Origin of the sequence: Brevundimonas sp. (assembly GCF_027484365.1) — a bacterium.
GTDB lineage: Bacteria > Pseudomonadota > Alphaproteobacteria > Caulobacterales > Caulobacteraceae > Brevundimonas.
The window spans coordinates 1-25,938 of record NZ_JAIXTC010000031.1; the positions used below are offsets into that span (position 1 = coordinate 1).

Genomic DNA, 25,938 nt, shown 5'->3' on the forward strand with positions numbered 1-25,938 from the left:
CGACGGAGCCCCGGCGCGAGCCGAAAATTCTCATCCGGTCCCCGTAACGCGAAAGCAGGGGGCCTCATCGGTTCCGGGCGACCGCCCGGGCTCCGTCGACTTCCCCGCAACTTCCGCCCAACGGGCAGGGAGCGACGACGCACGTCGGTCTGTCGTCCGACCAAGGCCCGACAGGTGGAGAAAGCCGGTTCACCTGCGGTTCATCGCCGTCTTGTGACGGTTCGTTATCCATAAGGCTTGTCCGGTCTTGCCCGGCGTGCTGCTTATGCCGGCTTGAGCGCGCCCGTTCGGCGCGGCGTTAGGGAGTGGGCGGTTGATCCAGACCGATGAGGGGGCCCTCGGGCTTCGACGACTTACGATCAGCACAGGAGGTCAGGCGTGAACATCGTCATCCTTCTTGGGGTGTTCATCACCCTGGCGACCGGCATCCCGGTCCTGCTGCAGATTCTGAAACAGCACCCCAAGGGCCTGCTGATCTGTTTCTTCGCCGAGATGTGGGAGCGCTTCTCCTTCTACGGCATGCGCGGCCTGCTGATCTTTTATCTGACCCAACATTTCCTCTTCCCCGACGAGCAGGCCTCCGGCCAGTACGGCACCTATGGCTCGCTGGTGTATCTGCTGCCGCTGATCGGCGGCATCGTCGCCGACCGCTACATCGGTACCCGCAAGGCCATCATGTTCGGCGCCATCCTGCTGGTCATGGGCCACGGGCTGATGGCTGTCGAAGGCAGCCCGGCCCAGCAGGTCCTGCGTTCGGGCGACCAGACCTATCAGGTCCAGAGCGTCGAGCGCGGCGAACTGAACGTCGCCCAGGTTCTGGTCGATGGTCAGGCCTATGACTACACGACCGGCGAGAACGGCGCGGTCACCATCGCCGGCCTGCCGGCCGGTTCGCCCCTGGCGACGGCTCCGATCCAGTCCGACGTGATCAAGTCGACCGGCGAGCCCTGGTTCTTCCTGGCCCTGTCCCTGATCATCATGGGCGTGGGCTTCCTGAAGCCGAACATCTCAACCCTCGTGGGTCAGCTGTATCCCCAGGGCGACCCGCGTCGGGATTCCGGCTTCACCCTCTACTACTACGGCATCAACCTCGGCGCCTTCTGGGCGGCGGTGCTGTGCGGCTACCTCGGTCAGAATTTCGGCTGGGGCTGGGGCTTCGGCCTCGCCGGCATCGGCATGGCTGTGGGCCTGCTGGTCTTCTGGCTGGGCAAACCCCTGCTGCAGGGCAAGGGCGAGAGCCCCTTCCCCGAGCTGATCAAACAGCCGGTCGCCGGCTTCCTGAACCGCGAAACCATCATCTATCTGCTGGCCTTCGTCGGCGTCGCGGCCCTGTTCTTCATCGTGCCGAACCATACTCTGGTCGGTCAGGGACTGCTGCTGTCGACCATCGCGGCGATCGGCTTCGTTGTCTGGTTCATCGTCTTCAAGCTCAAGGGCGACAAGGTCGCGCGCGAGCGGATGATGCTGGCCATGGTGCTGATCTTCGGGTCTGCGGTCTTCTTCACCCTGTTCGAACAGGCCGGTTCCTCGCTGAACCTGTTCGCCGACCGTAACGTCGACCTGTCGCTGACGGGCGCGGCCGGGACCTTCCTGGGCATTCCCTACGGCACTCCGGCGCAGATGGCGGCGGCGGGCCTGCCGAGCACGGGTCTGTGGATCGACACCTCGATCACGGCCTCCCAGACCCAGTCGTTCAACGCCGGCTTCATCCTGATCTTCGCGCCGATCTTTGCGGCCCTGTGGGCCTTCCTGGCCCAGCGCAAGATGGACCCGAATCCGGTGATCAAGTTCGGCCTCGGCATCATGCAGGTCGGCCTGGGCTTCCTGATCGTGGTCTGGGGCGCCAACTCCGGCATGGTTGACGACGCCTTCCGTACGCCTCTGGTTCTGCTGGGCTTCCTCTACATGCTGCACACGACGGGCGAGCTGTTCCTGTCGCCGGTGGGCCTGTCGGAGATCACGAAACTGTCGGTCGCCTCGATCGTCAGCTTCATGATGGCGGTCTGGTTCATGGCCTCCGCCATCGCCCACTTCCTGGGCGGCGAGATCGCCAAACTGGCCGGCACCGACACCATCGGCGGCGAGGTCTCGAACCCCGAGGCCGCGCTCCAGACCTCGCTTCAGACGTTCAATCTGATCGGTCTGTGGGGTGTCGGCATCGGCATCGGCTTCATCGTTCTCAGCTTCTTCATCGCGAAGTGGTCGAACGGGGTGAACGATCCGGACAACCACCCGGGACCGTCCCTGACGGACGCGGGTCGCGAGGACGGCAACGTCGCTCGCCCGAACGCCACCACGACGGGCTGAGCCGCGCGTCAGGCAAGAGAAAGGGCGGCGTCCTCGCGGGCGCCGCCCTTTTTCGTCGGGGCCGGGGGCTCAGAACGTCTTGCGGACCTGGACGAACAGCCACGGGCTCATCCGCGTCCCCCGCTCCTCTCGGAACGAAAGGGGGGCCGTATTCCGCGGTCCTGTATGGACGAACCGCTCCCGCCGGCTTTCGCGGTCTGTGGCATTGCCCAGGTCGAGCCGGAGTGTCAGGTCGGGCCGGGGCTTCCACTGACCATAGACGGTGACGAACGGCTCTTCCTCGATATAGCGGACCTCGCGGATCCGGTACTGGACCGGGTCGTCGAGATTGCAGCCGTGGTCGAAGCCGTAGGACCAGCGCCCGCCCCGCAGATCCTGGTTGAAGCTGACGCCGCACCCGAACTGGATACGGCCGCTGATGCGCCGGTCCTGGCCCGTCAGCGGATCGGTGACGCCAGACTGGTCGAAACTCACTCGCGCCTGCAGCCGGGCGTTCGACAGGCCCAGACGATCCATGGGCAGGGTCACGGCGACCTGCTGCTGGTTTGACCATCCGTCGCCGATGTTCCCGACCGCCTCGAATCCGCCGCTCAGGGGGATGACGTCGATGATGTCCTCGAACTGGTAGCGACGCAGGGTGACGGTCAAGGCGCCCTCGCCCCAGAAGCGGCGTTCATAGACCGCCTCATAGGTCCAGAGCTTTGTCGGCTCCAGCTCGGGATTGCCGCCCTCGACCTGGTTCAGATCCACGTCGGCGGACGCGACGAAATCCTCGAAGTCGAGTTGCCCGACCGTCCGTTCGACCCTCAGGCGCAACTGGTGATCGGCGACCGGGGTCCAGGTCAGCTGCAGACGCGGCTTGGGATAGACGAAGGTCTCGGCCCGGTCGCTGTCGCCGGACTGACGGATCTCCGACACCTCGACCCGAAGGGCTGCCTCGGCCGTGAAGGTTGGGCTGGGCCGCCAGGTCGTCTGGCCGAAGACCTCACCGCGCAACTCCTCGACCTTCACCGAGGCGGAAGGCAGGGGGATGGGGACGCCGTTCTCGGCATAGGTCGTGGTGCTGTCGAGGAAGTTGTAGGCGGTTTCACCGCCGCCTTCGAAGGCCCAGCGATCCGACTGACGAAAGCGCAGCACGGCCCGGCCGATCGTCTCGCCGGCGGTTCCCTCGCCACCGAAGGCGACGCGGTTCTGACCGGAGAAGGAGCGCGATTCGTCGGTGTCGACCTCATAGCGCTGGAGGCCGGTCAGTTCGAGTTCCGTCCGCTCGCCCAGAGCACGGGTCCAGTTCACGCCCAGTTCCGCCTCGACCTCGTCGCCTTCGTTCTCGACCCTCTCGTTCTGGCCGGTTCCGGAGCGGATCAGGGTGTCAATCGAGTTTTCGGCCTTGTTCCAGCCCAGCACGCCGTTGACCCTGAAGCGGCCGCCGCCGGTCAATCCCTGCCAGGCGGCCGTGCCTCGCACATTGCGGAACCGGTCCCAAAGATCGAGATCGGCGGTCTGGATCGGGACGCCCGCTGCGTTGTAGCGACGACGATAGCCGTCCCCGGTGCCGTCGGTCCGGTCTGTGGTGGCGCTCAGCGAGGCCTCCAGCTGGTTCTCGCCCTCGCGGCGGGACCAGGACGCCTGCAGCAACGGCCCAAGGGCACCGTCGGGATAGACGTAGCTGTTGGCCTCCAGAACGGTCTCGATCTGCACCGTGCGTTTCAGCACGACATTGGCCACGACCGAGCGACCCTGCATGTCGATTCCCGGGGCGCCGCCCCGGATGAGCTCGATGCGCTCCACGCTCGCAGCGGATATGCGACGCAGGATCCCGTCGAGGCTGTCGGACTTGGAGGAGGGACGGTCACCGTCGATCAGGACGTTGCCGGCGGCGCCCGCGAAGCCGCGGGTGTCCGTATCGCCGGTGTCCAGGCCAAAGCCCGGCAGGCGGCCGATCATGTCCAGCGCCGTATCCGGACTGCTCTCGGCGAAGAAGGCGGGTTCGAAGACGAGGACGCCCTGTTGCGCCGCATCGACCGCCGGCGCCCCGCTCTGGGCGGCGGCGGTGAACGGAGCCGCGACGAAGATCGTCGTCGCCAGCAAGAGCGCCCTGGTCATTTCGAATCCTCTCCCTGAGAGGGTTCTGACGATCGGCTCCGTTGATCTCCAGTTACAAGCGATACAGGTGGATTACATCGCTGAAATCTTCGCGGCGATGCTGTGACCAAGGCCGCTCAGAACGTCTTCTTGACCCGCAGGGACCAGAAGGTCCGGGGATCGACCGGACGCAGCTCGACGAATTCGATCGGACGGGCCGCCGAGCGGTCTGCATACACGGTGCGCTCGACCACGAAGTCGTCCCAGACATTGACCTGGGCCCGGAAGGACAGGCTCGGCGTCGGCTTGTACTCGGCGTAGGCTTCGAAATAGTCGTGTCCGCGGAAGCCCGACGTCTGGTCCGGGTCGTAGGAGATCTGCTGCAGGCTATCGAGGTAGGTGACCGCCCAGTTGATCTTCCAGGCCGTGATGTCCTGCGAGATGGTGAAGCCGGGCTGGGACGGACGGACGCCCGAAATCGGGCGCGTCTGGCCGGTCGTCGGATCGGTGACCTCGGTCTTGTTCCAGGTGTTGCGGAAGGCGAACTGTCCGCCGGAGAAGCCGGTCCAGTCCAGCGGCACGACGACGTTGACGGCCAGCTGGTCCAGCGTCCCGTCGCCGATGTTGCCGGTCGCCGACAGGTTTCCGGGCAGGGGCAGTCGATCGATCACGTCGATGATCTCGTCGTGGCGATAGCCGACCGAGACGATGCCGTCGCCGAGGAACCGACGTTCGTAGGTGATCTCGGAAATCCAGCGCTGTTCCGGCTCCAGGTCAACGTTGCCGCCGAAGACATTGTCGTCTTCCAGCTCCGACGAGGCGGCGAAGTCGCCGAAGTCCAGCTGGCCGAGTTCGCGCTCGAAGCGGAAACGGACCTGATTCTGCGGCATGGGCGTCCAGGTGACCTGCACCCGCGGTTTGGCGAAGAAGAAGCTCTTCTCCTGATCGGCGTCGCCGGACTGGGTGATGGTCGACCCCTCCAGACGCAGGCCACCTTCGACGGTCAGGTTGGGACGCACGCGCCAGGTCGCCTTGGCGAAGGCCTCGCCGCGGGTCTCTTCGACGGTGACCGAGGCGGAAGGCAGGGGCACGTTAGTCCCGCCGACGCTGAAGGCCTGATCGACCGAGAGCATATTGTAGGCGACCTCGCCCCCGGCCTCGATCGTCATGGACGAAGACCGCTCCCAGCGCAGCAGGGAGCGCAGGATGGTTTCCGAGGATTCGCCGGTCGACTCGAACCGCTGCTCAGGACTGTCGACGGCGCCGAGTCGGGTCGATGAGACCGAGGCGCTGTCGAAGTCGCTCCATTCGCGGATGAAGCGGGTCTCCGAGACCAGTCCGTCACGCATCGGGCGGGTAAAGACCGCCCCGACCTCGCCGTTCGTCCCGTCTTCCTCATAGCTGTTCTGGCGCAACACGCCGGGCGCATCCTGGCGGCTCCAGTTGCGGTAGTCATTCTGGCCGAGGCGGGCGGTCAAGTCGATCTTGCCGCCCATGAAGGCGTTTGCGTAGTTGCCGCGAACGCCTTGTCCGCCGCCCTGCTGATCGTTGAAATAGCCCTCGTCCCGCAGGACCGTGCCGTCGGGACGGGTGCGGATGACGCGGCCTACGCCGTTGGCGTCGCTGGTCGAGACGCCGTCCGACAGGGTGAAGCCCCAGACCCGGTCGCCCTCGCGGGCGGTGAACTGGTAGCTGCCGTTGGCGACGTCCTGTCCGCCCTCGAAGAGGAAATAGTTGCCGGTCAGAATGTGCTCGACGCTGGACTGGGTCTTGGTGATGACGTTCACGACGACCGAATAGCCCTGCATGTCGATGCCGGGCGCGCCGCCGCGGACCAGTTCGATGCGCTCGACCTGGGCGACCAGGGTACGGCCCAGCACCGAGGAGCCGGCGTCGTTCTTGGAGGCCGGGCGGGCGCCGTTGATCAGGATGTTGCCGACCGCGCCTTCGAAGCCGCGCGAGCCATCGCCGTCCTGGACCGAGAAGCCGGGGATACGGTTGACCATGTCGAGCGCCGTGTTCGGACGCTGGTCGGCGAAGAAGTCGGGGGTGAAGACCAGGACGCCCTGCTGGCTGGCCTCGGCCTGGGGCGGATTGGCCGCCTCCGACGGCGGAGGCGTTGTCTGAGCGAGGGCGCTCCCGCCTGTGAACAGTATGGCCGTCGTGGCCAGAAGAATGGTCTTGGTCATCGCCTAGGGTTCCCCTCGTTGCTGGGGAAGGTGTGACGACCGGTCGCATTCATCTCCAGTTACAAGCCGGACAGGTGGATTACATCTTCGACAGCATTACAGCGTTGCAATCTTCACGGCTTATTCCGGCGAATACTGTGGCGATTCCGCGCCGTCATTTGACGATGTGACGTCTTCACTCTGCGGGGCCGCCGTCTCTATCCGGCTCCATCGAAGGGCGCGTTCGCCGGCGTAGTCCGGGCGGGGCTGGTCGAAGCCGAAGGCGCGCGAACCGTCGGACAGGGGATCGGGCGATGGTCCAGCGACCTCGACGATCCGGCTCGGGCCGACGGGGGTCGGCATGGGCATTCGGGGCGTCGGGTCCCCCAGGGATGCGTCGCCGACCCAGGCGGGCGGAGGCAGGGTCTCGTCCAGGGGGAGGTCTGCGACCCGTTCGAGCGCCGCCCGGTCGAAGCCGTCTCTCAGGGCCCCGACCTCCATCGTCTCGCCGGGCAGAACCTCGGGTTCGACCGCATGGACAACCGCGATGGCGAGGCCGCGTCCGAACGACGAGGCTGTCTCAGATCCGCCGAGCATGAAGGCCCCGGCTCCGATGAGTCCGGCCAGGGCCAGGGCCCCGAGGCCAAGGCGGATGTCGGTGCGGGACAGGGGGTGGGCCATGGCGGTCGGGACCTGGACGAGAGAGGGTGGCAGCGAAACCCGGCGTCGGCGGTGGAGTTCCGTCGCCAATGCCACGCTTGAGCCACAACCGATGCGGATGGTCCAGTTCGACATCGGGCAGGGAATTCGAACATGAGACCATGGCTGACGGGACTGGCTGTGATCGCGATCCTGGCAGGGGCGGTCCCCGCCCTTGCCCAGGACGTCGTCGCCGCCCAGCAGGAAGACCGGGTCGACGACATCGTCGTCACCGCGCGCCGGGCCGGAGCGCCGATGTGGACCGTCACCCGCGGGGACAGCACCGTCATCCTGGTGGGATCGATCAGCGGCGTGCCGCGCGACTTCGCCTGGCGGCCCGAGGCGCTTCAGACCGCCACCGCCCGCTCGCAACGCGTGCTGTATCCGACCGAGGGCCGGGCCTCGATGAGCGACCTGCTGCGTCTGATGTGGCGCATCCGCACGATTACAAATCTTCCCGAAGGGACGACCACCGCCGACTATCTGCCTGCGGATCTTCAGGCCCGGCTGGAGGGCTTGATGGTCGATGAAGGTGATCGCTGGCGCACCCAGAGTCTGGTCGGCCTTGGTTTCGACCTGCTGGAAAAGGCGGGTCGCGAGCGTCGTGGATCGGGGGCCGCCGATGTCGTCCGGCGAGCGGCGCGTGAGGCACGGCTCCCCGGTGAACCGGTGGGGATCATCCGCGGCGACGAGATGGTCGAGGGTCTGATCTCCAATCCTCCGGCCCAGTATGTCCCTTGCATCGCGGTCGCCATCGCCGCCGCCGAGGCCGGTCCGGACGGAGCCGTCGAGCGGCTGGAGGCGTGGCGGTCGTTGCGGGTCGCCGATGTGCTGGCCAATCCGCTGGATCAGGCCCTGAACCTGTGCTGGCCGTCCGGCGATCCGGACATCGCCCCCGCCCTGCGCGAGCAGTGGCGCGTGGCGACCGGTACGGCACTCGATCAGCCTGGAGTCACCATGGGCGTCGCGCCCCTGCGCATCCTCGCCGAGCCCGGCGGCGTGCTGGACCAGCTGGAAGCCGAAGGCGCCGACATCCTCGGGCCGGACTGGAAGGCCGAGCCCTGACCGGACTCCAAAACACCGTCCGAAGCGTCCGAAGCGTCCGATGCGTCCGATGCGTTCGAAGCGTCCGGCCAATCCACGACCTCCTCAGTTCCCGGGACGCAGGGAGAGAAGTGTAAGGTCGTTCTGGACAGTGATGGATAAAAGGCGCTTCAGCAGGGCCGCGCCTTGATTCGATTGAGGGAACCGGCGCGTCTGATGATGGGTATGGGCGTCAGAGGGCGGTGCCGCCCACCGTCAGGCCTCCAATCTTGAGCGAAGGCTGGCCGATGCCGACCGGCACGCCCTGGCCCGCCTTGCCGCAGACGCCGACGCCGGGATCGAAGGCGAAGTCGTCGCCGATCATCGAGACATTGGTCAGGGCCGTGGCCCCGTCGCCGATCAGGGTCGCGCCGCGGACCGGGGCCGTGATCTTCCCGTCCTCGATCAGATAGGCCTCGGTGCACTGGAAGACGAACTTGCCGTTGGTGATGTCGACCTGGCCGCCTCCGAAGTTGGCCGCGTAGAGACCGCGCTTCGTCGAGGCGATCATGTCCGCCTGCTTGTCCTTGCCGCCTTCCATGAAGGTGTTGGTCATGCGCGGCATGGGCTGGTGGGCGAAGGACTGGCGCCGGCCGTTGCCGGTGGCGCGCTGGCCCAGCTGACGGGCCGACAGGCGGTCGTTCATCAGGCCGACCATGATGCCGTCCTCGATCAGGACGGTGCGGGAGGTGGGCGTGCCCTCGTCATCGACCGACAGAGACCCGCGGCGACCGGCGATGGAGCCGTCATCGACGATGGTGACGCCCGGTGCTGCGACCCGCTGGCCCATCATGCCGCTGAACACCGAGGATCCCTTGCGGTGGAAGTCGCCCTCGAAGCCGTGGCCGATGGCTTCGTGCAGCAGGACCCCGGGCCAGCCGGCGGCGAGGACCACGTCCATCTCTCCGGCCGGGCAGTCGACGGCCTCGAGGTTGACCAGGGCGCCGCGCAGGGCTTCGTCGACCTGGGCCTGCCAGCGCTCGGGCTGGATCCAGGTTTCGAAGCCGGCCCGGCCGCCCGCGCCGTTGGACATGGTCTCGCGCCGGCCGTCCTTCTCGACCGTGATCGAGACGTTGAGGCGGACCAGGGGGCGCACGTCGCGCACGGTCAGGGCGTCGGCGCGAAGGATCTCGATGGCGCGGCGCTCGCCGACGATCGAAGCCGAGACCTGGACGACACGGGGATCGCGGGCGCGGGCCCAGGCGTCGATCTCCTGCAGCAGGGCGATCTTGTCGGAGAAGGCGGGTGAGGCGAGGGGATCGACCGCGTCGTAGAGCTTCTGGTTGGTGGCGCGGGGCCCCTCGGCAGTCACGCCCGCATGGCCGGACTTGGCCAGCGCCGCCGAATCGGCGGCGCGATGCAGGGCGGCGGCGCTGATCTCGTTGGCATGGGCATAGCCGGCGGTCTCACCGGCGACGACCCGAAGGCCGAAGCCCTCGGCGGCGTCATAGGCGGCGGACTTCAGACGACCGTCGTCGAAGACCAGCGATTCGGATTCGGAGCGTTCGAGGAACAGTTCCCCGTCGTCGGCGCCGTGCAGCGCGCCCTGGAGAATCGACAGGGCTTCGTCGGGATCGACGCCCGAGGTTTCGAGCAGGGGCGGCGGGGGGATGTGGACGGTCATGGATGGGAAGATAGGGAGGCGGATCGCGAATGTCTTCTCCCTCCCCCGAGGGGGAGGGAGAACGCTGCCCGTCACCCCAAATCCACCTCACCGGAACCGGAGATGTTCTGGTTCACGGTCGCGGGGCGGGTGGTCAGGACGGTGTCGCCCGATCCGGAGATCGAGATGTCCGCCTTGCCCGTCGGCGCCACCACCGCGTCTCCCGACCCGGCGATGGCGACGTTGACGTCGGTGGTGGTGAGCGAGCCCAGGTCGGCGTCGCCGGAGCCGGAGATGTCGACTTCGAGGGCGCGGGTACGGCCGGTCGCCGAAACCTCGCCGGACCCTGAGATGTCGACCGACAGGGTGTCCTGGTCATAGTCGCTCAGATGCACGCTGGCCGATCCCTCGACGTTGAAGGTGTTGATGGCGGGCGCCGTGACGACGATCTTCACCTCTTCGGAATGGACCCAGATGCCCCGGCCGTGTTCGTTCCGGCCGAAGACGACGGTTTCGTGGTTGGGACCGTCCGTGTCCGCCCAGGTCAGGCGTCCATCGACCAGCCGTACCTTCTCGACCAGTTGGGCCGGACCGGTGACGGTGACGCCCGGCGTATCGCCCTGGACGTATTCGACGTCAGCGGACAGATCGACAGTGAGGGTCTGGCCGCCGGTCCAGGCGAGGGTCCGGGTCGTATCGGGGTTTCGCGTGCCGTCGTCGCGTTCGAAGGAGACGGTGTCGCCGTCCTTGTCGCGGAAGGTCCATTCCCAGCCGTGGCGGGCCATGTCGCGGCCGCCCAGGGCAAAGGCTCCGCCGAGGGAGACCGTGGCCAGCACCAGACCGGCGGCGGCGATGATGAAGAGGGTGCGGATCATGCGGGGTCTCCCGATACAGCGTTGGCTTGGGGCTCAAGCGCAGGCTTGAGCAGGCGGTAGTGGAGGCGGGCGAACCAGACGATTCCGTTGACCAGCCAGATGGTGAGGATGGCCAGCAGGGCTCCGGCCGAGGCGGCCCCGGCCATCAGGCCCAGACCCGCCAGCAGCGCTGCGGCGACGCCGCCCGGGAAGCCGGCGAACGGCCCGGCGACCATGATGCCGCCCCCGGACACGAACAGCGCGATCACAGCGATGAACATGCCGAACAGGGTGCCGATCACGCCCATGAGGATGGGCAGCAGGATCAGGATGTCGATGGCCCCCAGACCCAGGACCGCGAAGACGGCGGCGGCGGCGGCGGAGGGGTTCTTCTCCTGGTGCCAGCGCTGGGCCCCGGCCTCGGCCCGCAGTTCGCGCGCCAGGCGGACGGGATCGCCGAGCGCGGCCGCTACCTCGGCCTCGGACCGGCCGGCGGTCTTGCCGTCCTCGAAATGGGTCTCGTAGTCGGCGACGATCTCGGCGGCCACGGACATCGGCAGGCCGACGAGGCCCTGTCTCAGGCGACTGAGGAATTCTGTACGGGTCATGCGGGCTCTCCAGGCTCAGCGACGACGGGGGGGGCGGCGGCCACGGGCGCATCGTTTGCGACGATGGCGTCCACGGCGCGGGTGAAATGGGTCCATTCGGCGGACTGGGCGGCCAATGCATCGCGGCCGGCCGGGCTGAGCCGATAGTATTTGCGCGAGGGCCCCGACGATGATTCGACCAGATAGGTCTCCACCAGCCCGTCGGTCTGCATGCGGCGCATGAGCGGGTAGATGGTGCCTTCGCCCATGTCGATCGCATCCGACAGGCGGCTGGCGATCTCGTAGGCATAGCTGTCGGCGCGGGCCAGGAGCGCCAGGACACACAGCCCCAACACCCCCTTCTTCAGCTGAATCTCTATGGTTTCGGGCATGTCCGAACACCTCCTTTGATTTCCAGAGGCTATCGCAAGGTATCTTGCGGCGCAAGGTAGCTGTTCAAACATGACAGCGATTTAAGACTCCGTGCTGCCGCGACCTCGCCACGAAATCGCGCCTGCGACGCCCAATCGCTTGGCAACCGCGAACCGGGGCGATATGGACCGGCCCTGAAACGCCGCGTCTCCCGAGAGCCCGGCCAAGTATTTGCGAGTGGATCGCAACTATTTGATGCAGATGACTTTGATGAGGATTTCTCGCATGGGACTGGGCACTCGAGCCCTGAGCAAGGCCGGTGGCGTTCTGGCCTCCGCATCGCTCGCCGTCTTCTTCGCCACACCGACGTGGGCGCAGGACCTGATGGGCCAGCCGACCCCGGGCGGGATCGGCCTGCAGCCGGCCGCCTCGCCGCTGAAGCATGAGGCGCACATCTTCCACGATGCGATCCTGATGCCGATCATCACCGCCATCTGCGTGCTGGTGCTGGGCCTGATCATCTGGATCGTGATCCGCTACAACGCCAAGTCCAACCCGGTGCCGGCGAAGTGGAGCCACAACACCCTGATCGAGATCATCTGGACGGTCCTGCCCGTCATGATCCTGGTCGGGATTTCGCTGTTCTCGTTCCGTCTGCTGTTCGCCTATCACGACATGCCGACCCCGGACCTGACGGTGAAGGCCACCGGCAACCAGTGGAACTGGGCCTATGAGTACCCGGACCAGGGCATCGCCGAATACATCTCGGCCATGCTGCCGGAAGACGAGGCCCGCGCGCAGAATGTTCCGTACCGCCTCGCCGCCGACGAACCGATCGTGGTGCCGGTCGGCAAGACCGTCCGCGTGCTGGTGACGGCCGCCGACGTGATCCACGCATTCGCCCTGCCGGCCTTCGGGCTGAAGACCGACGCCGTCCCGGGCCGGGTCAATGAGACCTGGTTCCGCGCAGAGCGCACCGGCGTCTTCTACGGCCAGTGCTCTGAACTGTGCGGCGTCGACCACGCCTTCATGCCGATCCAGATCAATGTCGTGACCGAGGCGGAGTTCGCCGCATGGGTCGCCTCCAAGGGCGGCTCGATGACGCCGAAGACGGCCGCTGAAGCCCCGGGCGGCACCGCCGCCCAGGTCGCGGCCGGCACGACCGGCGCCGTGACGGCCACCGACGCCGCGGCTCCCGCCGCCCAGACCGCATCCACGCCGACGGCTCCCGCCGCCGGAACCGCTCCCGCTGCGACGGCTCCCGCCGCCGCAGCCCCGGCCGCCCAGTAAACCGCGAGCCAGAGACCGACATGGCCACCGACATCACCGCCGACACCCACGCAGCGCCGGGCCACGACGCCCACGCCGAACACGACCACAAGCCGGGCTTCTTCACCCGCTGGTTCCTGTCGACCAATCACAAGGACATCGGGACGCTGTACCTGCTGTTCGCCATCATGGCGGGCATCGTGGGTGGTTTCCTGTCCGGCCTGATTCGTCTGGAGCTGGCCGAGCCGGGCATCCAGTATTTCGTCGAGGGCGGCCTGATCCAGCAGCTGGGCATCGTCGAGGCCTCCAAGCACGGCTACAATGTCACCGTCACGGCCCACGCCCTGATCATGATCTTCTTCATGGTCATGCCCGCCATGATCGGCGGCTTCGGCAACTGGTTCGTGCCGATCATGATCGGCGCGCCCGACATGGCCTTCCCGCGCATGAACAACATCTCCTTCTGGCTGCTGGTCGCGGCCTGGGTGCTGCTGTGCCTGTCGATGTTCGTCGACGGCGGCCCGGGCAAGGGCTTCGGCGGCGGCTGGACCATCTATCCGCCGCTCTCCACCGTCGGCCACACCGGCCCGGCCATGGACCTGGCGATCTTCTCGCTGCACGTCGCGGGCGCCTCGTCGATCCTGGGCGCGATCAACTTCATCACCACCATCTTCAACATGCGCGCGCCGGGCATGACCCTGCACCGCATGCCGCTGTTCGCCTGGTCGGTGCTGATCACGGCCTTCCTGCTGCTGCTGTCGCTGCCCGTCCTGGCCGGCGCCATCACCATGCTGCTGACGGACCGTAACTTCGGCACCCACTTCTTTGACCCCGCCGGCGGCGGCGATCCGGTGATGTTCCAGCACCTGTTCTGGTTCTTCGGTCACCCAGAGGTGTACATCCTGATCCTGCCAGGCTTCGGCATCATCTCGCACATCGTCTCGACCTTCTCGAAGAAGCCCGTCTTCGGCTACCTCGCCATGGCCTACGCCATGGTCGCCATCGGCTTCGTCGGCTTCATCGTGTGGGCGCACCACATGTACACGGTCGGCATGAGCGTGAACCTGCGCGCCTATTTCATCGCCGCGACCATGATCATCGCGGTGCCGACAGGCGTGAAGATCTTCTCGTGGATCGCCACGATGTGGGGCGGCTCGATCAGCTTCAAGACCCCCATGCTGTGGGCCATCGGCTTCATCTTCCTGTTCACCGTCGGCGGCGTGACCGGCGTGGTCCTGTCGAACGCCGGCATCGATTACAGCCTGCACGACACCTATTACGTGGTGGCCCACTTCCACTACGTGCTGTCGCTGGGCGCCGTGTTCGCGATCTTCGCCGGCTTCTACTACTGGTTCGAGAAGATGTTCGGCGTGAAGTACAACGAGTTCCTCGGCGCGACCCATTTCTGGATCATGTTCGTGGGCGTGAACATCGTCTTCTTCCCGCAGCACTTCCTGGGTCTGCAGGGCATGCCGCGCCGCTACATCGACTACCCGGAAGCCTATTCGCTGTGGAACCAGGTCTCCTCGGTCGGTTACGCGATCACGGTCGTCGGCGTGCTGGTCTTCCTGGTCATGCTGGTCGAGGCCGCCGTGCGTCGTCGTCCGGGCGTCGCCAACCCCTGGGGTGAAGGCGCCACCACCCTGGAGTGGACCCTGTCCTCGCCCCCGCCCCACCACCAGTTCAACGAACTGCCGGTGGTCAAGGACGACAGCCACTAGGCCTTTCCTGTCCGTGTTAGGATAAGGGCCGCCTCCCGGTTTGGGGGGCGGCCCCTCTCATTTGATGACCCAAGCTGAACTGCCCGCCCCGTCGACCACCCAGCCGGAAGACTTCTTCCAGCTGCTGAAGCCGCGCGTCATGTCGCTGGTGGTGTTCACGGCCGCGACCGGACTGGTCGTGGCGCCGGGTTCGATCAATCCGCTGGTGGCCGCCATCGCCATCCTGTGCATCGCCGTGGGCGCCGGCGCGGCGGGCGCGCTGAACATGGCCATCGAGGGTGAGACCGACGCCCTGATGCGTCGCACGCGCGGCCGCCCGGTCGCAGCCGGCCGGCTCAGGCGCAATGACGCCATCGCCTTCGGCGTTGTCCTGTCGGTCTTCTCGGTCATGCTGCTGGGCATGAACACGAACTGGTTCGCGGCCGCTCTGCTGGCCATGACCATCGTCTACTACGCCGTCTTCTACACGATGATGCTGAAGCGCCGGACGCCCCAGAACATCGTCATCGGCGGCGCCGCCGGGGCCTTCCCGCCCGTGATCGGCTGGGCCGCGGCGACCGGCTCCGCGCCGTGGCAGGCCTGGCTGCTGTTCGCGATCATCTTCCTCTGGACCCCGCCGCACAGCTGGGCCCTGGCCCTGTATTCGGCCGGCGACTACGCCAAGGCGGGCATCCCGATGATGCCCGTGGCGAAGGGCGCGAAATCGACCCGGCTGCAGATCCTGATCTACAGCCTGATCTTCGTCCCGGTCGCCATCGCTCCGGGGTTCGTGGGCATGGGCGGGCTGATCTACAGGGTGGTGTCGATCGCCGGTGGACTGGCCTTCCTGGCCTTGGCTGCCCGTCTGTGGCGCTCCCGGGCGGGCGACGAACCGGACAAGGCCGAGGCCGTGGGTCGAGAGGCCGCATTGTATGATGTTCGCGCCGAGGCCAAACCGGCGCGGAACCTGTTCGCCTTCTCCATTCTGTATCTCATGGCGCTGTTCGCGGCCCTCCTGGTCGAGAGCGTCGTCGTTCCCGGAACCTGAGCCCATGCCCGCCTATCTGACGCCCGAACAACTCGCCGCCCGCAACAAGCGCAGCCTTTGGATCGCCCTTGGTCTGGTGGCCTTCATCGTGCTGATCTTCACCACGACCTTCATGCGCATGCAGGCCAACCTCGCGGCGCGCACTGCCCAGGACCGCGCCATGGCGACGGCTCCGGCCCTACCCGCCCCGCTGGCGGAAGCGTCCAACTGATGCCCGCGCCCCGTTCGGCCAGGTTCGTCGCCCTGTTGTGCGCGGGGGTGGTCCTGACCATGACCGGCGCGGCCTTCGCCGCTGTGCCGCTGTACCGGATGTTCTGCCAGGTGACCGGCTTCAACGGCACGACGATGAAGGCCGACAAGGCGTCGGATGTCGTTCTGGACCGGACCGTGAATATCCGCTTCGACACCAATGTTCGCGGGCTGCCCATGGTGTTCAAGGCCGAGCAGGTGACCCAGCGCGTCCGGATCGGTGAGACGGGCATCGCCTGGTTCGACGTCACCAACACGTCGGACAAGCCGATCCTGGCCCGGGCCAGCTACAACGTCGTTCCCGAACAGACCGGGGCCTATTTCCAGAAGCTCCAGTGCTTCTGCTTCGACGACCAGACCATCGCGGCGGGTGAGACCCGGAAGTTCCCGATGCAGTATTTCATCGCACCCGAACTGGTCGACGACCCCGAGGTCGACGGCGTCAACGAGATCACACTGAGCTATACATTCTACCCGGTGACGGACGACGACGGGTCGCCAAATCAGAACGCCTCCCGCGCGGGCACTGGCGCAGGCTGAATGCCGACGCTATAGCCCGTTCAAACTCTTCTTCTCTCGCCGATTCAGAGATCCGACGCATGGCCCACGCCGCTCCGCATCACGACTATCACCTGGTCGATCCCAGCCCCTATCCGCTCGTCGCCTCCATCGCCACGACGGTGATGATGGTCGGCGCCGTGGCCTGGATGAAGGGGCTCTTCGGCCTCGAAGAGGGCACGTCGTGGCTGTTCTTCGCCGGTCTGGCCGGAGTGCTCTATTCGGCGTTCGGCTGGTGGTCGGACGTGATCAAGGAAAGCCACCGGGGCGATCATACCCCCGTCGTCTCGATCGGCCTGCGCTATGGCATGGTGCTGTTCATCGCTTCGGAAGTGATGTTCTTTGCGGCCTTCTTCTGGATGTTCTTCGAAATGGCGGTCTTCAACGAAGCCCGTGCCCACATCCCGGAAATCTCCAACTGGGCCGATACCGCCGCCGCCTGGTCGACCTGGCCGCCGAAAGGCATCGAAGTCCTGGATCCGTGGCAACTGCCGCTGCTCAACACCGTCATCCTGCTGCTGTCGGGCACGACCGTGACCTGGGCCCACCACGCCCTGCAGGTCGGCGACCGCAAGGGCGCCCAGATGGGCCTGATCATCACCGTCGCCCTGGGCGCGCTGTTCACCGGCGTTCAGGTCTACGAATATCATCACATTCTCCACGAGCACCTGTTCTTCAACGAGGAAGCCGTGAACTCGGGCCTGTACGGTTCGATCTTCTTCATGGCGACGGGCTTCCACGGCTTCCACGTCCTGCTGGGCACCATCTTCCTGGCCGTCTGCCTGCTGCGCCTGCTGGCCGGCCAGATGACCCCGCAAAAGCATTTCGGCTTCGAGGCCGCCGCCTGGTACTGGCATTTCGTGGACGTGGTCTGGCTGTTCCTGTTCGCCTTCGTCTATGTGACGTTCGGCTAGGGACGGACTTGGACAGCGGTCCGATCCAGCCTGACACTCCCGAGCCGGCGCGGATCGACCCGATCCGCGCCGGTTTGCTTTGCCGCTGCCCGAACTGCGGCAAGGGTCCGCTGTTCTCCGGCTTCCTGAAGGTGGTGGAACGCTGCGCCGTCTGCGGCTTCGATTTCGCGCGGCTGAACACCGGCGACGGTGCCGCCATCTTCATCATGCAGATTTCCGGCGGCCTGGTGGTGTTCGGGGCTCTGTTCGTCCAGATCGCCTATGCCCCGCCGATCTGGGCCATGCTGATCGTCGCCCTGCCGCTGGTCGTCGGCCTGTCGCTGGGGCTGATGCGGCCCGGCAAGGGGGTGATGATCGCCTTGCAGATGCGCAACCGCGCCGGCCAGGCGCGCACCGATGACTGAGACGCGTTTCCCCATCCTGCTGACGCTGTTCCTCGCGGCCTGCGTCCTCGTCCTTTGCGGGCTCGGGACATGGCAGATGCAACGGCTGTCGTGGAAGGACGGGCTTATCGCCCAGGCCGAGGCCGCCGCCCAACTGCCGCCCGCGCCCCTTTCCGAGGTCCTGACCGCCGCCGATCCGGAATTCCGCAAGGCGCTGGTGGTGTGTCGCGGCCTGCCGACCGCCGCCTATGTCGAGCTTCAGTCGATCCATGACGGGGAGCCCGGCAGCCGGCTCATCTCGGCCTGCGTGCCCGAGGGGATGACCCAGACCTTCCTCGTCGATCGCGGTTTCGTGGGCGACAGTGTTCCGCAGCGGCCGCGCGTGCTCGCCTCGACCCTGCCGCTGGCCATGGCGGTGGAGCTCAGGCGCTCGCCTCCGCCCGGCGGCATGACCCCGGTGCCGGATCACGGCCGCTTCTACGGACGGGACAACGCAGCGATCGCGGCACAGCTCGGAGCGGCTCCCCCGTCGGAGTTCACCCTGTTCGCCCTGACCTCGCCCAATCCGGAGATCGGGGCCCTGGTCGCCTCGGCCCCGCCGGCGGCCTTCTCGAACAACCATCTCGGCTATGCCCTGACCTGGTACGGACTGGCGCTGGCCCTCGCGGGTTTCTATGTGGCCGTGCTCGTTCGTCGCCGAAAGTCTCCCTCAAGCCGCTCCGCACCGCGTGCAGAGCGATAGGGAAAAGGAAACCCTCCTGACCGCCACCCTGCATACGCTTTCCAATGGCGTCCGCGTCGTCTGCGACCCCATGCCCGGTCTGCGCACCCTGGCCCTGACCGTGGCGGTCAGGGGCGGGGCGCGGTGGGAACCCGAGAGCCGCTCCGGCTGGTCCCATCTTCTCGAACATCTGGTCTTCAAGGGCGCCGGCGACATGGGCGCGCGCGACATCGTCGAGCGGATCGAGGCCGAGGGCGGGTCGATCAACGCCGCCACCGGCTATGAGCGGACCAGTTTCGAGGTGCGGGCCCTGCACGGATCGCTGGCGCTCGCCATGCAGATCGTGTCGGATCTGGTCTTCCGCCCTACGCTCGACGCCGCGGAGATCGAACGCGAGAAGGACGTCGTGGCCCAGGAGATCGCCGAGGCCTTCGACACACCCGACGACCATGTCTTCGAGATGGCCCAGACGCAGGCCTTTGCCGGCCAGCCGCTCGGCCGCCCGATTTTGGGTTCGATCGACAGTCTGAAGCCGGTTGACCGCACGACCATCGGAGACTGGCGCGCACGCCTTTATTCGCCCGACCGTATGGTGGTGGCGGTGTCCGGCGCGGTCGACGAGACCGAGCTTCTGGCCCTGGCCGAGCGCTGGTTCGGCGACGCCGTGGCCCGGCCCGCCGATGCGCCGGAGCCCGCGACCTTCGTCGGCGGCACGGCGGCCCTGTCGCGCAAGATCGAACAGGCCAACCTGGTGTTCCAGCTGCCCTCCCTGGCGGCGGGCGATGCGGGCATTCCGGCGCTGAGGCTGTTCACGGAAATCCTCGGCGGGGGCATGGCGTCGCGTCTGTTCCAGAGCGCGCGCGAGGAGCGCGGCCTGGCCTATGCGATCGACGCCTATCAGGAGCCCTATGACGACGGCGGGGTGCTGGGCATCTACGCCGGGGCCGCAACGGACCGGGCGGTTGAATTGGCCCGGGTCTGCGCAGATGAGATGCGGGATCTGACCCTCAAGGGACCGACAGACGCCGAACTGTTGCGCGCCAAGGCAGTGCTCAAGGGCGGTCTGTGGATGTCGGACGAGAGCCCCGCAAGCCGGGCGGGGCGGAATGCGGCCCAGACCCTCATGTTCGGCGCGCCCGTGCCGTCGGACGATACGGCCGCCCGGATGGAGGCGGCCACCGTTGCCGACCTGAGGGCTGTCGGGGAGCGGATTCTGGCGTCAGGAAAGGCCGCGACGGCGGTTCTGGGTCCGAAGGCGGCGGCGCCGGCGGGGCGGGCGTTCGTGGAGAGAGTGGCGCAGTGACACCCCTCTCGCGTTGGGAGAGGGATTGAGCGCACGGCGGCGAAGCCGTCGTTGTTGCGCGAAAGGGTGAGGGGCGACCCTCACCGGAACCGCACGGCCCTCACCCTTTCGGCTAAGGCGCATCGCTTCGCTCTGCGAGTCTCAAGCCCTCTCCCAACGGGAGAGGGAGTGGTCTAGTCTCCTCCCATGGCACTGCTGGACTGGATGACGGATGCGACCGCTCCCGTAGTCGAGGGCGTGGGCGTCCTGCTGCGTCCGCCGCGTACGGGCGACTATTCGGCCTGGGCCGACCTTCGGGAACATTCGCGGGACTATCTTCAGCCGTGGGAGCCGTCCTGGCCCGACGACGATCTGACCCGGGCGGCCTATCGCCGCCGGCTGGGAGTCTATGCGCGCGAGATGGAGCTGGGCCACGCCTGGCCGTTCTTCGTCTTCGATGCGCACGGGCGGACCCTGATGGGCGCCATCACCCTGTCGAACGTCAGGCGTGGCGTCGCCGAGACCGGGACACTCGGCTACTGGGTGGGACAACCGTTCGCCGGACGCGGGGTGGCGACGGCGGCCGTTCGGGCGATGACGGGGTTCGCCTTCCGCTCTGCGCGCCTGCATCGGCTGGAGGCGTCCTGCCTGCCGACCAACACCGCTTCGCGCCGCGTGCTCGAGAAATCCGGCTTCGTGAAGGAGGGCGAGGCCCGGGCTTATCTCAAAATTAACGGCGCATGGGCAGATCATGTTCTGTTCGGCCTGGTGTCGGACGACGTCGCCGTGTCCTGAAGGAACGCCTGCACCCGTGACCCCGCGACCCCGCACCATGACCTGGGACGCGACCACGGCCATCGAGGCGCTGGCCGCCGCTGATTCCGCCCTCTGGATCTGGACCCCGGCCGACGACCAGATCCGGTTCACTGGGGCGACCCGCTCCCTGGGCCTGGGTCCTCTGGCGCCGGAGTGTTCCGGTGCGGCCTTCATCGCTCTCGCCCTGCCGCAGGACCGGTCGCTGGCGGAGCGCATCCTCAAGCCCGCCGCCGAGGGGACCGAGGTCGCCATTCGCCTGCGTATGCGAGGGTCCGAGACCTGTCTGTGGCGCGGCGTCTGGCTGGAGGACGGGCTGCGGGCCGCCGGGATGGTGGCGCTGGAGACCAAGATCGCCGGGTCCGACAAGGATCTGCTGACGGGCCTTCTGGACCGCAGGAGCTTCCTCGGACGCGCCGCCGAGACCCTGACCACGCCGGGCGAGTACGACATGGTGGTCGCCGACATCGACCGGCTGCGTCGGCTCAATGAGGCCCTGGGCCACGAGCGCACGGACATGGTGATCTCGGCCCTCGGGTCGCGGATGGCCGCCGCCTTCTCGTTCGACGCCAATCCCGCACGGATCGGCGAGGACGAGTTCGCCGTCCTGGTGCCGCGCGGCGTCGGCAATGCCGCCGATCGGCTCAGGGAGGCGCTGGAGCAGCCGCTCCGGGTCGCGGGCTTCGACATCTATCCGACCGTCTCGATCGGGTCCGTGACCTTCGAGGGCGGGCCCGACGCGCCCGACGCGGCCGAGCTTCTGCGCCGGGTCGAACTGGCCGTCTGTGCAGCCAAGAAGGCCGGACGCGGCGGGGCCGCCGCCTATGGCCGGGCGATGGAATCGGACAGCCTCAGCCGTCTCGCGCTCGAGGCCGACCTGCGCAACGCCTTCGTGCGCGGCGAGATCGAACCCTTCTTCCAGCCGATCGTGAACCTGAACACCGGGGCGGTGGCCGGGTTCGAGGCCCTGGCCCGCTGGCGTCACCCCAAGCGCGGTCTCGTGCCGCCGGACGAGTTCCTGGGCCTGACCGACGAGATGGGCCTGATGAACGATCTGGGCCTGATGATGATGACCCAGTCGGCGCGTCAGCTGGCGGAGTGGCTGAAGCGCCACCCCTCGGCCGGCAAGCTGTTCTGCAGCGTCAATCTGTCGGTCGGCGAGATCGAACGGCCGAACCTCGTCGAGGATGTGGCCCGTGTGATCCAGGAGACCGGCCTGCCGCGAGGCGCGCTGAAGCTGGAGGTCACCGAGGGCGACATCATGCGCGACACGGCGACCGCCGCCGTGATCCTGCAGAAGCTGAAGGACGTCGGGGCCTCGCTGGCGCTGGACGACTTCGGCACGGGCTTCTCGTCCCTGTCGTATCTGGCGCGACTGCCGTTCGATACGCTGAAGATCGACCGCTATTTCGTGCTGACCATGGACAAGGACGAGGGGTCGGCGAAGATCGTCAAATCGGTCGTCAACCTGGGACGCGATCTGTCGCTCGAAGTCGTCGCCGAGGGGGTGGAGAACGCCGGACTGGCGGCCCTGCTGCTCGACGCCCAGTGCCACTACGGCCAGGGCTTCGGCTATGCACCCGCCCTGCCGGCCCAGGAGGCCGAGGTCTATCTGAACGAAAGCCTGTCCGACGGCGTCGCGCCACTGAAGGCGCGGTCGGGCTAGGCCCGTCCCGACTGCCCCGACAGCATCGCCGCGTCGACACCGAGCCCGGCCAGGGCGCGGGACCATTTGGTGTCGAAGTCGGTGTCGAACAGCAGGTCGAGATCCGCGTCCGCCGTCAGCCAGACGTTCTCGCCCAGCTCCTCCTCCAGCTGACCGTCGCCCCAGCCGGCATAGCCGAGCAGCAGGGTCGAGCGGCGCGGGCCGGCGAGCGGGTCCGTCATGGCGGCCAGGGCCTCTCGCGTTCCGGTCAGGGCCAGGCCCGTGCCGAACCGCGTCGAGGTGTCGTCGATCATCCAGTCGTCGGTGTGCAGCACGAAGCCGCGTTCCTTCTCGACGGGGCCGCCGACCATAACGGGGCGACCTTCGGAGGCGTCGGGCGCATTGACCGACAGCGTGGTCAGGACGGCCTTGAGGTCGATCCCGGGGGCCGGGCGGTCGACACGCACGCCCATCGCATGGTCCGGCCGGTGGGCGCAGACCAGGATGACGGCATGTTCGAAACGGGGGTCGCCGATGCCCGGCATGGCGATCAGCAGCCGGCCGGCGAGGGATTGGAAATCGTCCATGACCGAATGATCGGTGCGAGCGCGCCGTTTCGCAAGGCGATGTGGATCACGATCGTGCTTGGCGCGGGCCTGCGGTGCGCCTATCTGACCGACGTCGGCGCACGCGCCTCTTTCAAAACCTCCCGGAGCCCTCCATGACGATCCAGATCGGCGACCGCATCCCCTCGGCCACCCTGTCGCAGGGCACGCCGGAAGGTCCTAAACCCGTCCAGACGGACGAGTTCTTCAAGGGCCGGACCGTCGCCCTGTTCGCCGTGCCCGGCGCCTTCACCCCGACCTGCTCGGCGCGCCACCTGCCGGGCTATGTCGACAACAAGTCGGCGCTCGCGGACAAGGGCGTGGACGTGATCGCCTGCCTGTCCGTCAACGACGCCTTCGTCATGAATGCCTGGGCCGAGAGCCAGAGCCTGACGCCGGACGACGTGGTCATGCTGGCCGACGGTTCGGGGGACTTCACCCGCACCCTGGGCCTCGTGCTCGACGCGCGCGGCTTCGGCATGGGCGAGCGGTCACAACGGTACTCGATGCTGGTCAAGGACGGCGTCGTCACCCAGCTGAACATCGAACAGGGCGGCGAGTTCAAGGTTTCGTCGGCCGAGCATCTGCTGGCCCAGCTGTAAGGGCTGACGGCGCGTGACGGACGTCTTCTCTCCGGAGAAGCGCAGCGCCGTCATGCGTCGGGTCAAGGGGCGCGACACCGCGCCCGAGATCGCGGTGCGCAGGATGCTGCGGGCCGCCGGGATCGGCTATCGGCTGGGCGGGCGAGGCCTGCCCGGCAAGCCGGACATCGTGATGCACGGGAGGCGGACCGTCGCCTTTGTGCACGGCTGCTTCTGGCATGGACACGACTGCCCGCGCGGCTCGCGAAAACCCAAGGCCAATGCCGGTTACTGGACCGCCAAATTGACCAGGAACGTCGCCAGGGATCGTCAGGTCGTGGACGGACTGACCAACGACGGCTGGCGCGTGGTCACGGTCTGGGAATGTGAACTGAAGTCGCCGGGTGCAGCGGCGAACCTGGTGGCCAGGGTGACCGGTCAGGCGGCCACGGTGTCAGCCGGTTCGGCGTCGGAGGCCTCACCCGCCAGCACGTGACTGAGGGCGCCGAGCAGGGCGGCGGGCGTCAGGGGTTTTGAAACGAAATAGGTCATCCCGGCGGCCATGCAGGCGGCGATATCGTCGGGCGAGGTGTCGGCGGTGACGGCGATCACCGGGATCGCGGCATTCGGCCCGCCGCCTGCGCGCAGCCGGCGGGTGGTCTCTCGACCATCCAGCTCCGGCATCCGCACGTCCATGAAGATCACGTCGAAGGTCGAGGCCTCGCATTGGGCCAGAGCCAGGAGGCCGTCGGCAGCCGTCGCGATATCGCAGCCCAGCGGGGCGAGAATCAGCTCCACCGCGCGGCGGTTGATGTCGTGGTCGTCGACGACGAGGACGCGCAGGGGACGTTCGGCGTCCTCATCGACGTCATGGCCGCTCTCGACGGGTGGCGCCTCGGTCTCCAGGTCGACCACCGGCAGCGGGGCTTCCTCGGCCTGTGCCGGCAGCGGCACCGGGACGGGGATGGCCGGGCGGGGCGCGCGGGGGGCCAGGCTGCGGACGATGTCGCCCCGGCTTTCCTCGTTGAAGCCCCTGGGTGCGCCATCCGTGGCGTCGCCGCGCGGCATCAGCAGCGAGAGAGTGAAGGCGGCGCCCTCGCCCGGACGGCTGCGGGCGGTCAGACGGCCGCCCATCAGTTCGGCGAGGTCACGGCTGATGCTGAGGCCGAGACCCGTGCCTCCGTGGCGGGCGCTGACGCCCTCGGTGGTCTGGTCGAACGGAGTGAACAGGCGGGACAGCTGCTGGCTCGTCATGCCGGGACCGGTGTCGGCCACCTCGATCAGAATGGCGTACTGCGCGGGTTCCTCGAACCAGGCCGACAGGCGCAGGGTGACCGAGCCCTCGCTTGTGAACTTCATCGCGTTGGAGATGAGGTTGTTCAGGACCTGGCGCAGACGCATCGGGTCGCCCTTGACCGAGTGCGGAACACTGGCGGCGCCCTCGACCCGAAGGGTCAGGCCCCTGGCGCGAGCTTCACCTTGCCAGAACATCAGGGTCTGGGCGATCAGGCCGCGGAGGTTGAAGTCGGTGTTTTCGACCTGCATCCGGCCGGCGTCGAGCTTGGCGTGGTCCAGCAGATCGTCGAGCAGGGCCTTCATCATGATGCCGGCGTCGGTGATCAGGGCGGCCTGGGCGCGGGCAGCGCCGTCGACGGCGCCACGCTCCAGCTCTGCCGCGCCGGTAAGGATGGCGCTGATCGGGGTGCGAAGGTCGTGGCCCACGGTGGCGAGGAAGACGGAACGACTGGCCATAACCCGTTCGGCCTCGCCGCGACGGCGGTCCGCATCCAGTCGGGCGGCGCTCTCGGCATCAGCCGCCTGGTTCATGCGCTGCCAGGTCGACAGACAGTAGGCGCCGAACACCAGGAAGGCGATCGCGGCGGCGGTCACGAAATGGGTCGGAGCGCCGTACCAGGCCATCCAGGCCGGCGTGGCCAGCATATAGAGGAAATGCGGTGTGACGGTGATCGCCAGAACCTGTTTCGAGCGCGGAGAATTGATCACGCCGTAGATGGCGCCTGCGGCGCCCAGGACGGCGGCGCAGACCCCGCCCATGGGACCGCCGGTCAGCCACAGCGGGATCGAAAGACTGCCGAACGCGGCGGCGTTCAGGAACAGCATGACCAGGCCCGCAGCGGACCGGACGGGGCCCATCCGCTCAGCCTTGCCGCTGTTGATGGGGGCGAAGACCAGCAGGTCCGCCAACTGGATCGCGAAATAGGCGCCGACCCACAGGCCCGAGAAGGTCCAGCCGAAGAGGGGGCTGAAGACCATGGCTGTGGCCACGCCCATGGCCAGACGTTGCAGCAGGGCCTTGCGGCGGCGGCGTATCGCTGTCGCCCACGTCGGCGCCGCGTTCGTATCAGCCTCCGACATCGCGCCCCCGACAAAACACGCGGTCTTACGCCACGTATC

24 protein-coding genes are annotated in these 25,938 nt (G+C 67.3%); 15 read left to right on the forward strand and 9 right to left on the reverse strand.

The genetic code is table 11. The features are described from left to right. The first annotated feature begins 378 nt into the window (after positions 1-378). Positions 379-2,307, forward strand: a complete 1,929-nt coding sequence (locus Q0044_RS16250) for a peptide MFS transporter (RefSeq protein WP_298163541.1) — start codon at positions 379-381, stop codon at positions 2,305-2,307. Between the two features lie 69 nt (positions 2,308-2,376). Here the strand turns inward: Q0044_RS16250 and Q0044_RS16255 are convergent, their stop codons facing one another. The 3 genes from Q0044_RS16255 to Q0044_RS16265 all read right to left on the reverse strand — a co-directional run bounded on the left by Q0044_RS16255 (position 2,377) and on the right by Q0044_RS16265 (position 7,238). Further along, on the reverse strand, positions 2,377-4,410 hold the full coding sequence (locus Q0044_RS16255) for a TonB-dependent receptor plug domain-containing protein (protein WP_298163542.1): 2,034 nt from the start codon (positions 4,408-4,410) through the stop codon (positions 2,377-2,379). A 116-nt stretch (positions 4,411-4,526) separates the two neighbouring features. Beyond that, positions 4,527-6,578 carry a TonB-dependent receptor plug domain-containing protein gene (locus Q0044_RS16260; RefSeq protein WP_298163543.1) on the reverse strand — a complete coding sequence of 684 codons (2,052 nt, stop codon included), beginning with the start codon at positions 6,576-6,578 and terminating at the stop codon, positions 4,527-4,529. A 120-nt stretch (positions 6,579-6,698) separates the two neighbouring features. Next, on the reverse strand, positions 6,699-7,238 hold the full coding sequence (locus Q0044_RS16265; RefSeq protein WP_298163544.1) for a hypothetical protein: 540 nt from the start codon (positions 7,236-7,238) through the stop codon (positions 6,699-6,701). Between the two features lie 132 nt (positions 7,239-7,370). On the opposite strand from Q0044_RS16265, the gene Q0044_RS16270 reads away from it, so the two are divergent. Continuing rightward, complete coding sequence (locus Q0044_RS16270) at positions 7,371-8,321, forward strand: TraB/GumN family protein (RefSeq protein WP_298163545.1); 951 nt, start codon at positions 7,371-7,373, stop codon at positions 8,319-8,321. Positions 8,322-8,532: 211 nt separating this feature from the next. Here the strand turns inward: Q0044_RS16270 and tldD are convergent, their stop codons facing one another. The 4 genes from tldD to Q0044_RS16290 all read right to left on the reverse strand — a co-directional run bounded on the left by tldD (position 8,533) and on the right by Q0044_RS16290 (position 11,775). Further along, positions 8,533-9,963, reverse strand: a complete 1,431-nt coding sequence (gene tldD / locus Q0044_RS16275; RefSeq protein ID WP_298163546.1) for a metalloprotease TldD — start codon at positions 9,961-9,963, stop codon at positions 8,533-8,535. 71 nt (positions 9,964-10,034) lie between these two features. Further along, the gene (locus Q0044_RS16280; protein ID WP_298163547.1) at positions 10,035-10,817 is read right to left on the reverse strand and encodes a GIN domain-containing protein; all 783 of its coding nucleotides are present in this window, start codon (positions 10,815-10,817) and stop codon (positions 10,035-10,037) included. Beyond that, positions 10,814-11,404, reverse strand: a complete 591-nt coding sequence (locus Q0044_RS16285) for a DUF1700 domain-containing protein (protein WP_298163548.1) — start codon at positions 11,402-11,404, stop codon at positions 10,814-10,816. The genes Q0044_RS16280 and Q0044_RS16285 overlap by 4 nt, the downstream gene beginning before the upstream one ends. Beyond that, positions 11,401-11,775, reverse strand: a complete 375-nt coding sequence (locus tag Q0044_RS16290; protein WP_298163549.1) for a PadR family transcriptional regulator — start codon at positions 11,773-11,775, stop codon at positions 11,401-11,403. The genes Q0044_RS16285 and Q0044_RS16290 overlap by 4 nt, the downstream gene beginning before the upstream one ends. 265 nt (positions 11,776-12,040) lie before the next feature. Between Q0044_RS16290 and coxB the strand changes: the two genes are divergently transcribed. The 11 genes from coxB (at position 12,041) to Q0044_RS16345 (ending at position 22,358) form a co-directional block, all read left to right on the forward strand. After that, the gene (gene coxB / locus Q0044_RS16295) at positions 12,041-13,045 is read left to right on the forward strand and encodes a cytochrome c oxidase subunit II (protein ID WP_298163550.1); all 1,005 of its coding nucleotides are present in this window, start codon (positions 12,041-12,043) and stop codon (positions 13,043-13,045) included. 20 nt (positions 13,046-13,065) lie between these two features. Beyond that, positions 13,066-14,745, forward strand: coding sequence for a cytochrome c oxidase subunit I (gene ctaD / locus Q0044_RS16300; protein ID WP_298163551.1), 1,680 nt, complete (start codon positions 13,066-13,068; stop codon positions 14,743-14,745). A 64-nt stretch (positions 14,746-14,809) separates the two neighbouring features. Next, complete coding sequence (gene cyoE / locus Q0044_RS16305) at positions 14,810-15,772, forward strand: heme o synthase (RefSeq protein WP_298163552.1); 963 nt, start codon at positions 14,810-14,812, stop codon at positions 15,770-15,772. 4 nt (positions 15,773-15,776) lie between these two features. Then, the gene (locus Q0044_RS16310) at positions 15,777-15,983 is read left to right on the forward strand and encodes a hypothetical protein (protein ID WP_298163553.1); all 207 of its coding nucleotides are present in this window, start codon (positions 15,777-15,779) and stop codon (positions 15,981-15,983) included. Beyond that, entirely contained in the window at positions 15,983-16,561 is a 579-nt protein-coding gene (locus Q0044_RS16315) for a cytochrome c oxidase assembly protein (protein ID WP_298163554.1), read from the forward strand. Before Q0044_RS16310 ends, Q0044_RS16315 begins: the two co-directional genes overlap by 1 nt. Positions 16,562-16,620: 59 nt before the next feature. Then, a complete protein-coding gene (locus Q0044_RS16320) occupies positions 16,621-17,493 on the forward strand; it encodes a cytochrome c oxidase subunit 3 (protein WP_298163555.1) in 873 nt (290 codons plus the stop codon). An 8-nt stretch (positions 17,494-17,501) separates the two neighbouring features. Then, complete coding sequence (locus Q0044_RS16325; protein ID WP_298163556.1) at positions 17,502-17,897, forward strand: DUF983 domain-containing protein; 396 nt, start codon at positions 17,502-17,504, stop codon at positions 17,895-17,897. Beyond that, positions 17,890-18,618 carry an SURF1 family protein gene (locus Q0044_RS16330; protein WP_298163557.1) on the forward strand — a complete coding sequence of 243 codons (729 nt, stop codon included), beginning with the start codon at positions 17,890-17,892 and terminating at the stop codon, positions 18,616-18,618. Before Q0044_RS16325 ends, Q0044_RS16330 begins: the two co-directional genes overlap by 8 nt. Before the next feature lie 70 nt (positions 18,619-18,688). Then, positions 18,689-19,900: a M16 family metallopeptidase gene (locus Q0044_RS16335; protein WP_298163695.1), complete on the forward strand. Its 1,212-nt coding sequence runs from the start codon at positions 18,689-18,691 to the stop codon at positions 19,898-19,900. A gap of 186 nt (positions 19,901-20,086) precedes the next feature. Then, positions 20,087-20,674 carry a GNAT family N-acetyltransferase gene (locus Q0044_RS16340; RefSeq protein ID WP_298163558.1) on the forward strand — a complete coding sequence of 196 codons (588 nt, stop codon included), beginning with the start codon at positions 20,087-20,089 and terminating at the stop codon, positions 20,672-20,674. A 37-nt stretch (positions 20,675-20,711) separates the two neighbouring features. Further along, on the forward strand, positions 20,712-22,358 hold the full coding sequence (locus Q0044_RS16345; protein ID WP_298163696.1) for a putative bifunctional diguanylate cyclase/phosphodiesterase: 1,647 nt from the start codon (positions 20,712-20,714) through the stop codon (positions 22,356-22,358). Here Q0044_RS16345 and Q0044_RS16350 read toward each other — a convergent pair. Next, positions 22,355-22,924 carry a YqgE/AlgH family protein gene (locus Q0044_RS16350; RefSeq protein WP_298163559.1) on the reverse strand — a complete coding sequence of 190 codons (570 nt, stop codon included), beginning with the start codon at positions 22,922-22,924 and terminating at the stop codon, positions 22,355-22,357. The genes Q0044_RS16345 and Q0044_RS16350 overlap by 4 nt on opposite strands. Positions 22,925-23,058: 134 nt before the next feature. Between Q0044_RS16350 and Q0044_RS16355 the strand changes: the two genes are divergently transcribed. Both Q0044_RS16355 and Q0044_RS16360 read left to right on the forward strand, forming a co-directional pair. Beyond that, positions 23,059-23,544: a peroxiredoxin gene (locus Q0044_RS16355; protein ID WP_298163560.1), complete on the forward strand. Its 486-nt coding sequence runs from the start codon at positions 23,059-23,061 to the stop codon at positions 23,542-23,544. Positions 23,545-23,557: 13 nt separating this feature from the next. Beyond that, positions 23,558-24,019 carry a very short patch repair endonuclease gene (locus Q0044_RS16360; RefSeq protein ID WP_298163561.1) on the forward strand — a complete coding sequence of 154 codons (462 nt, stop codon included), beginning with the start codon at positions 23,558-23,560 and terminating at the stop codon, positions 24,017-24,019. On the opposite strand, the gene Q0044_RS16365 is transcribed toward Q0044_RS16360, so the two are convergent. Then, positions 23,962-25,899, reverse strand: a complete 1,938-nt coding sequence (locus Q0044_RS16365) for an ATP-binding protein (RefSeq protein WP_298163563.1) — start codon at positions 25,897-25,899, stop codon at positions 23,962-23,964. The two genes, Q0044_RS16360 and Q0044_RS16365, sit on opposite strands and share 58 nt — an antisense overlap. Positions 25,900-25,938 lie beyond the last annotated feature (39 nt).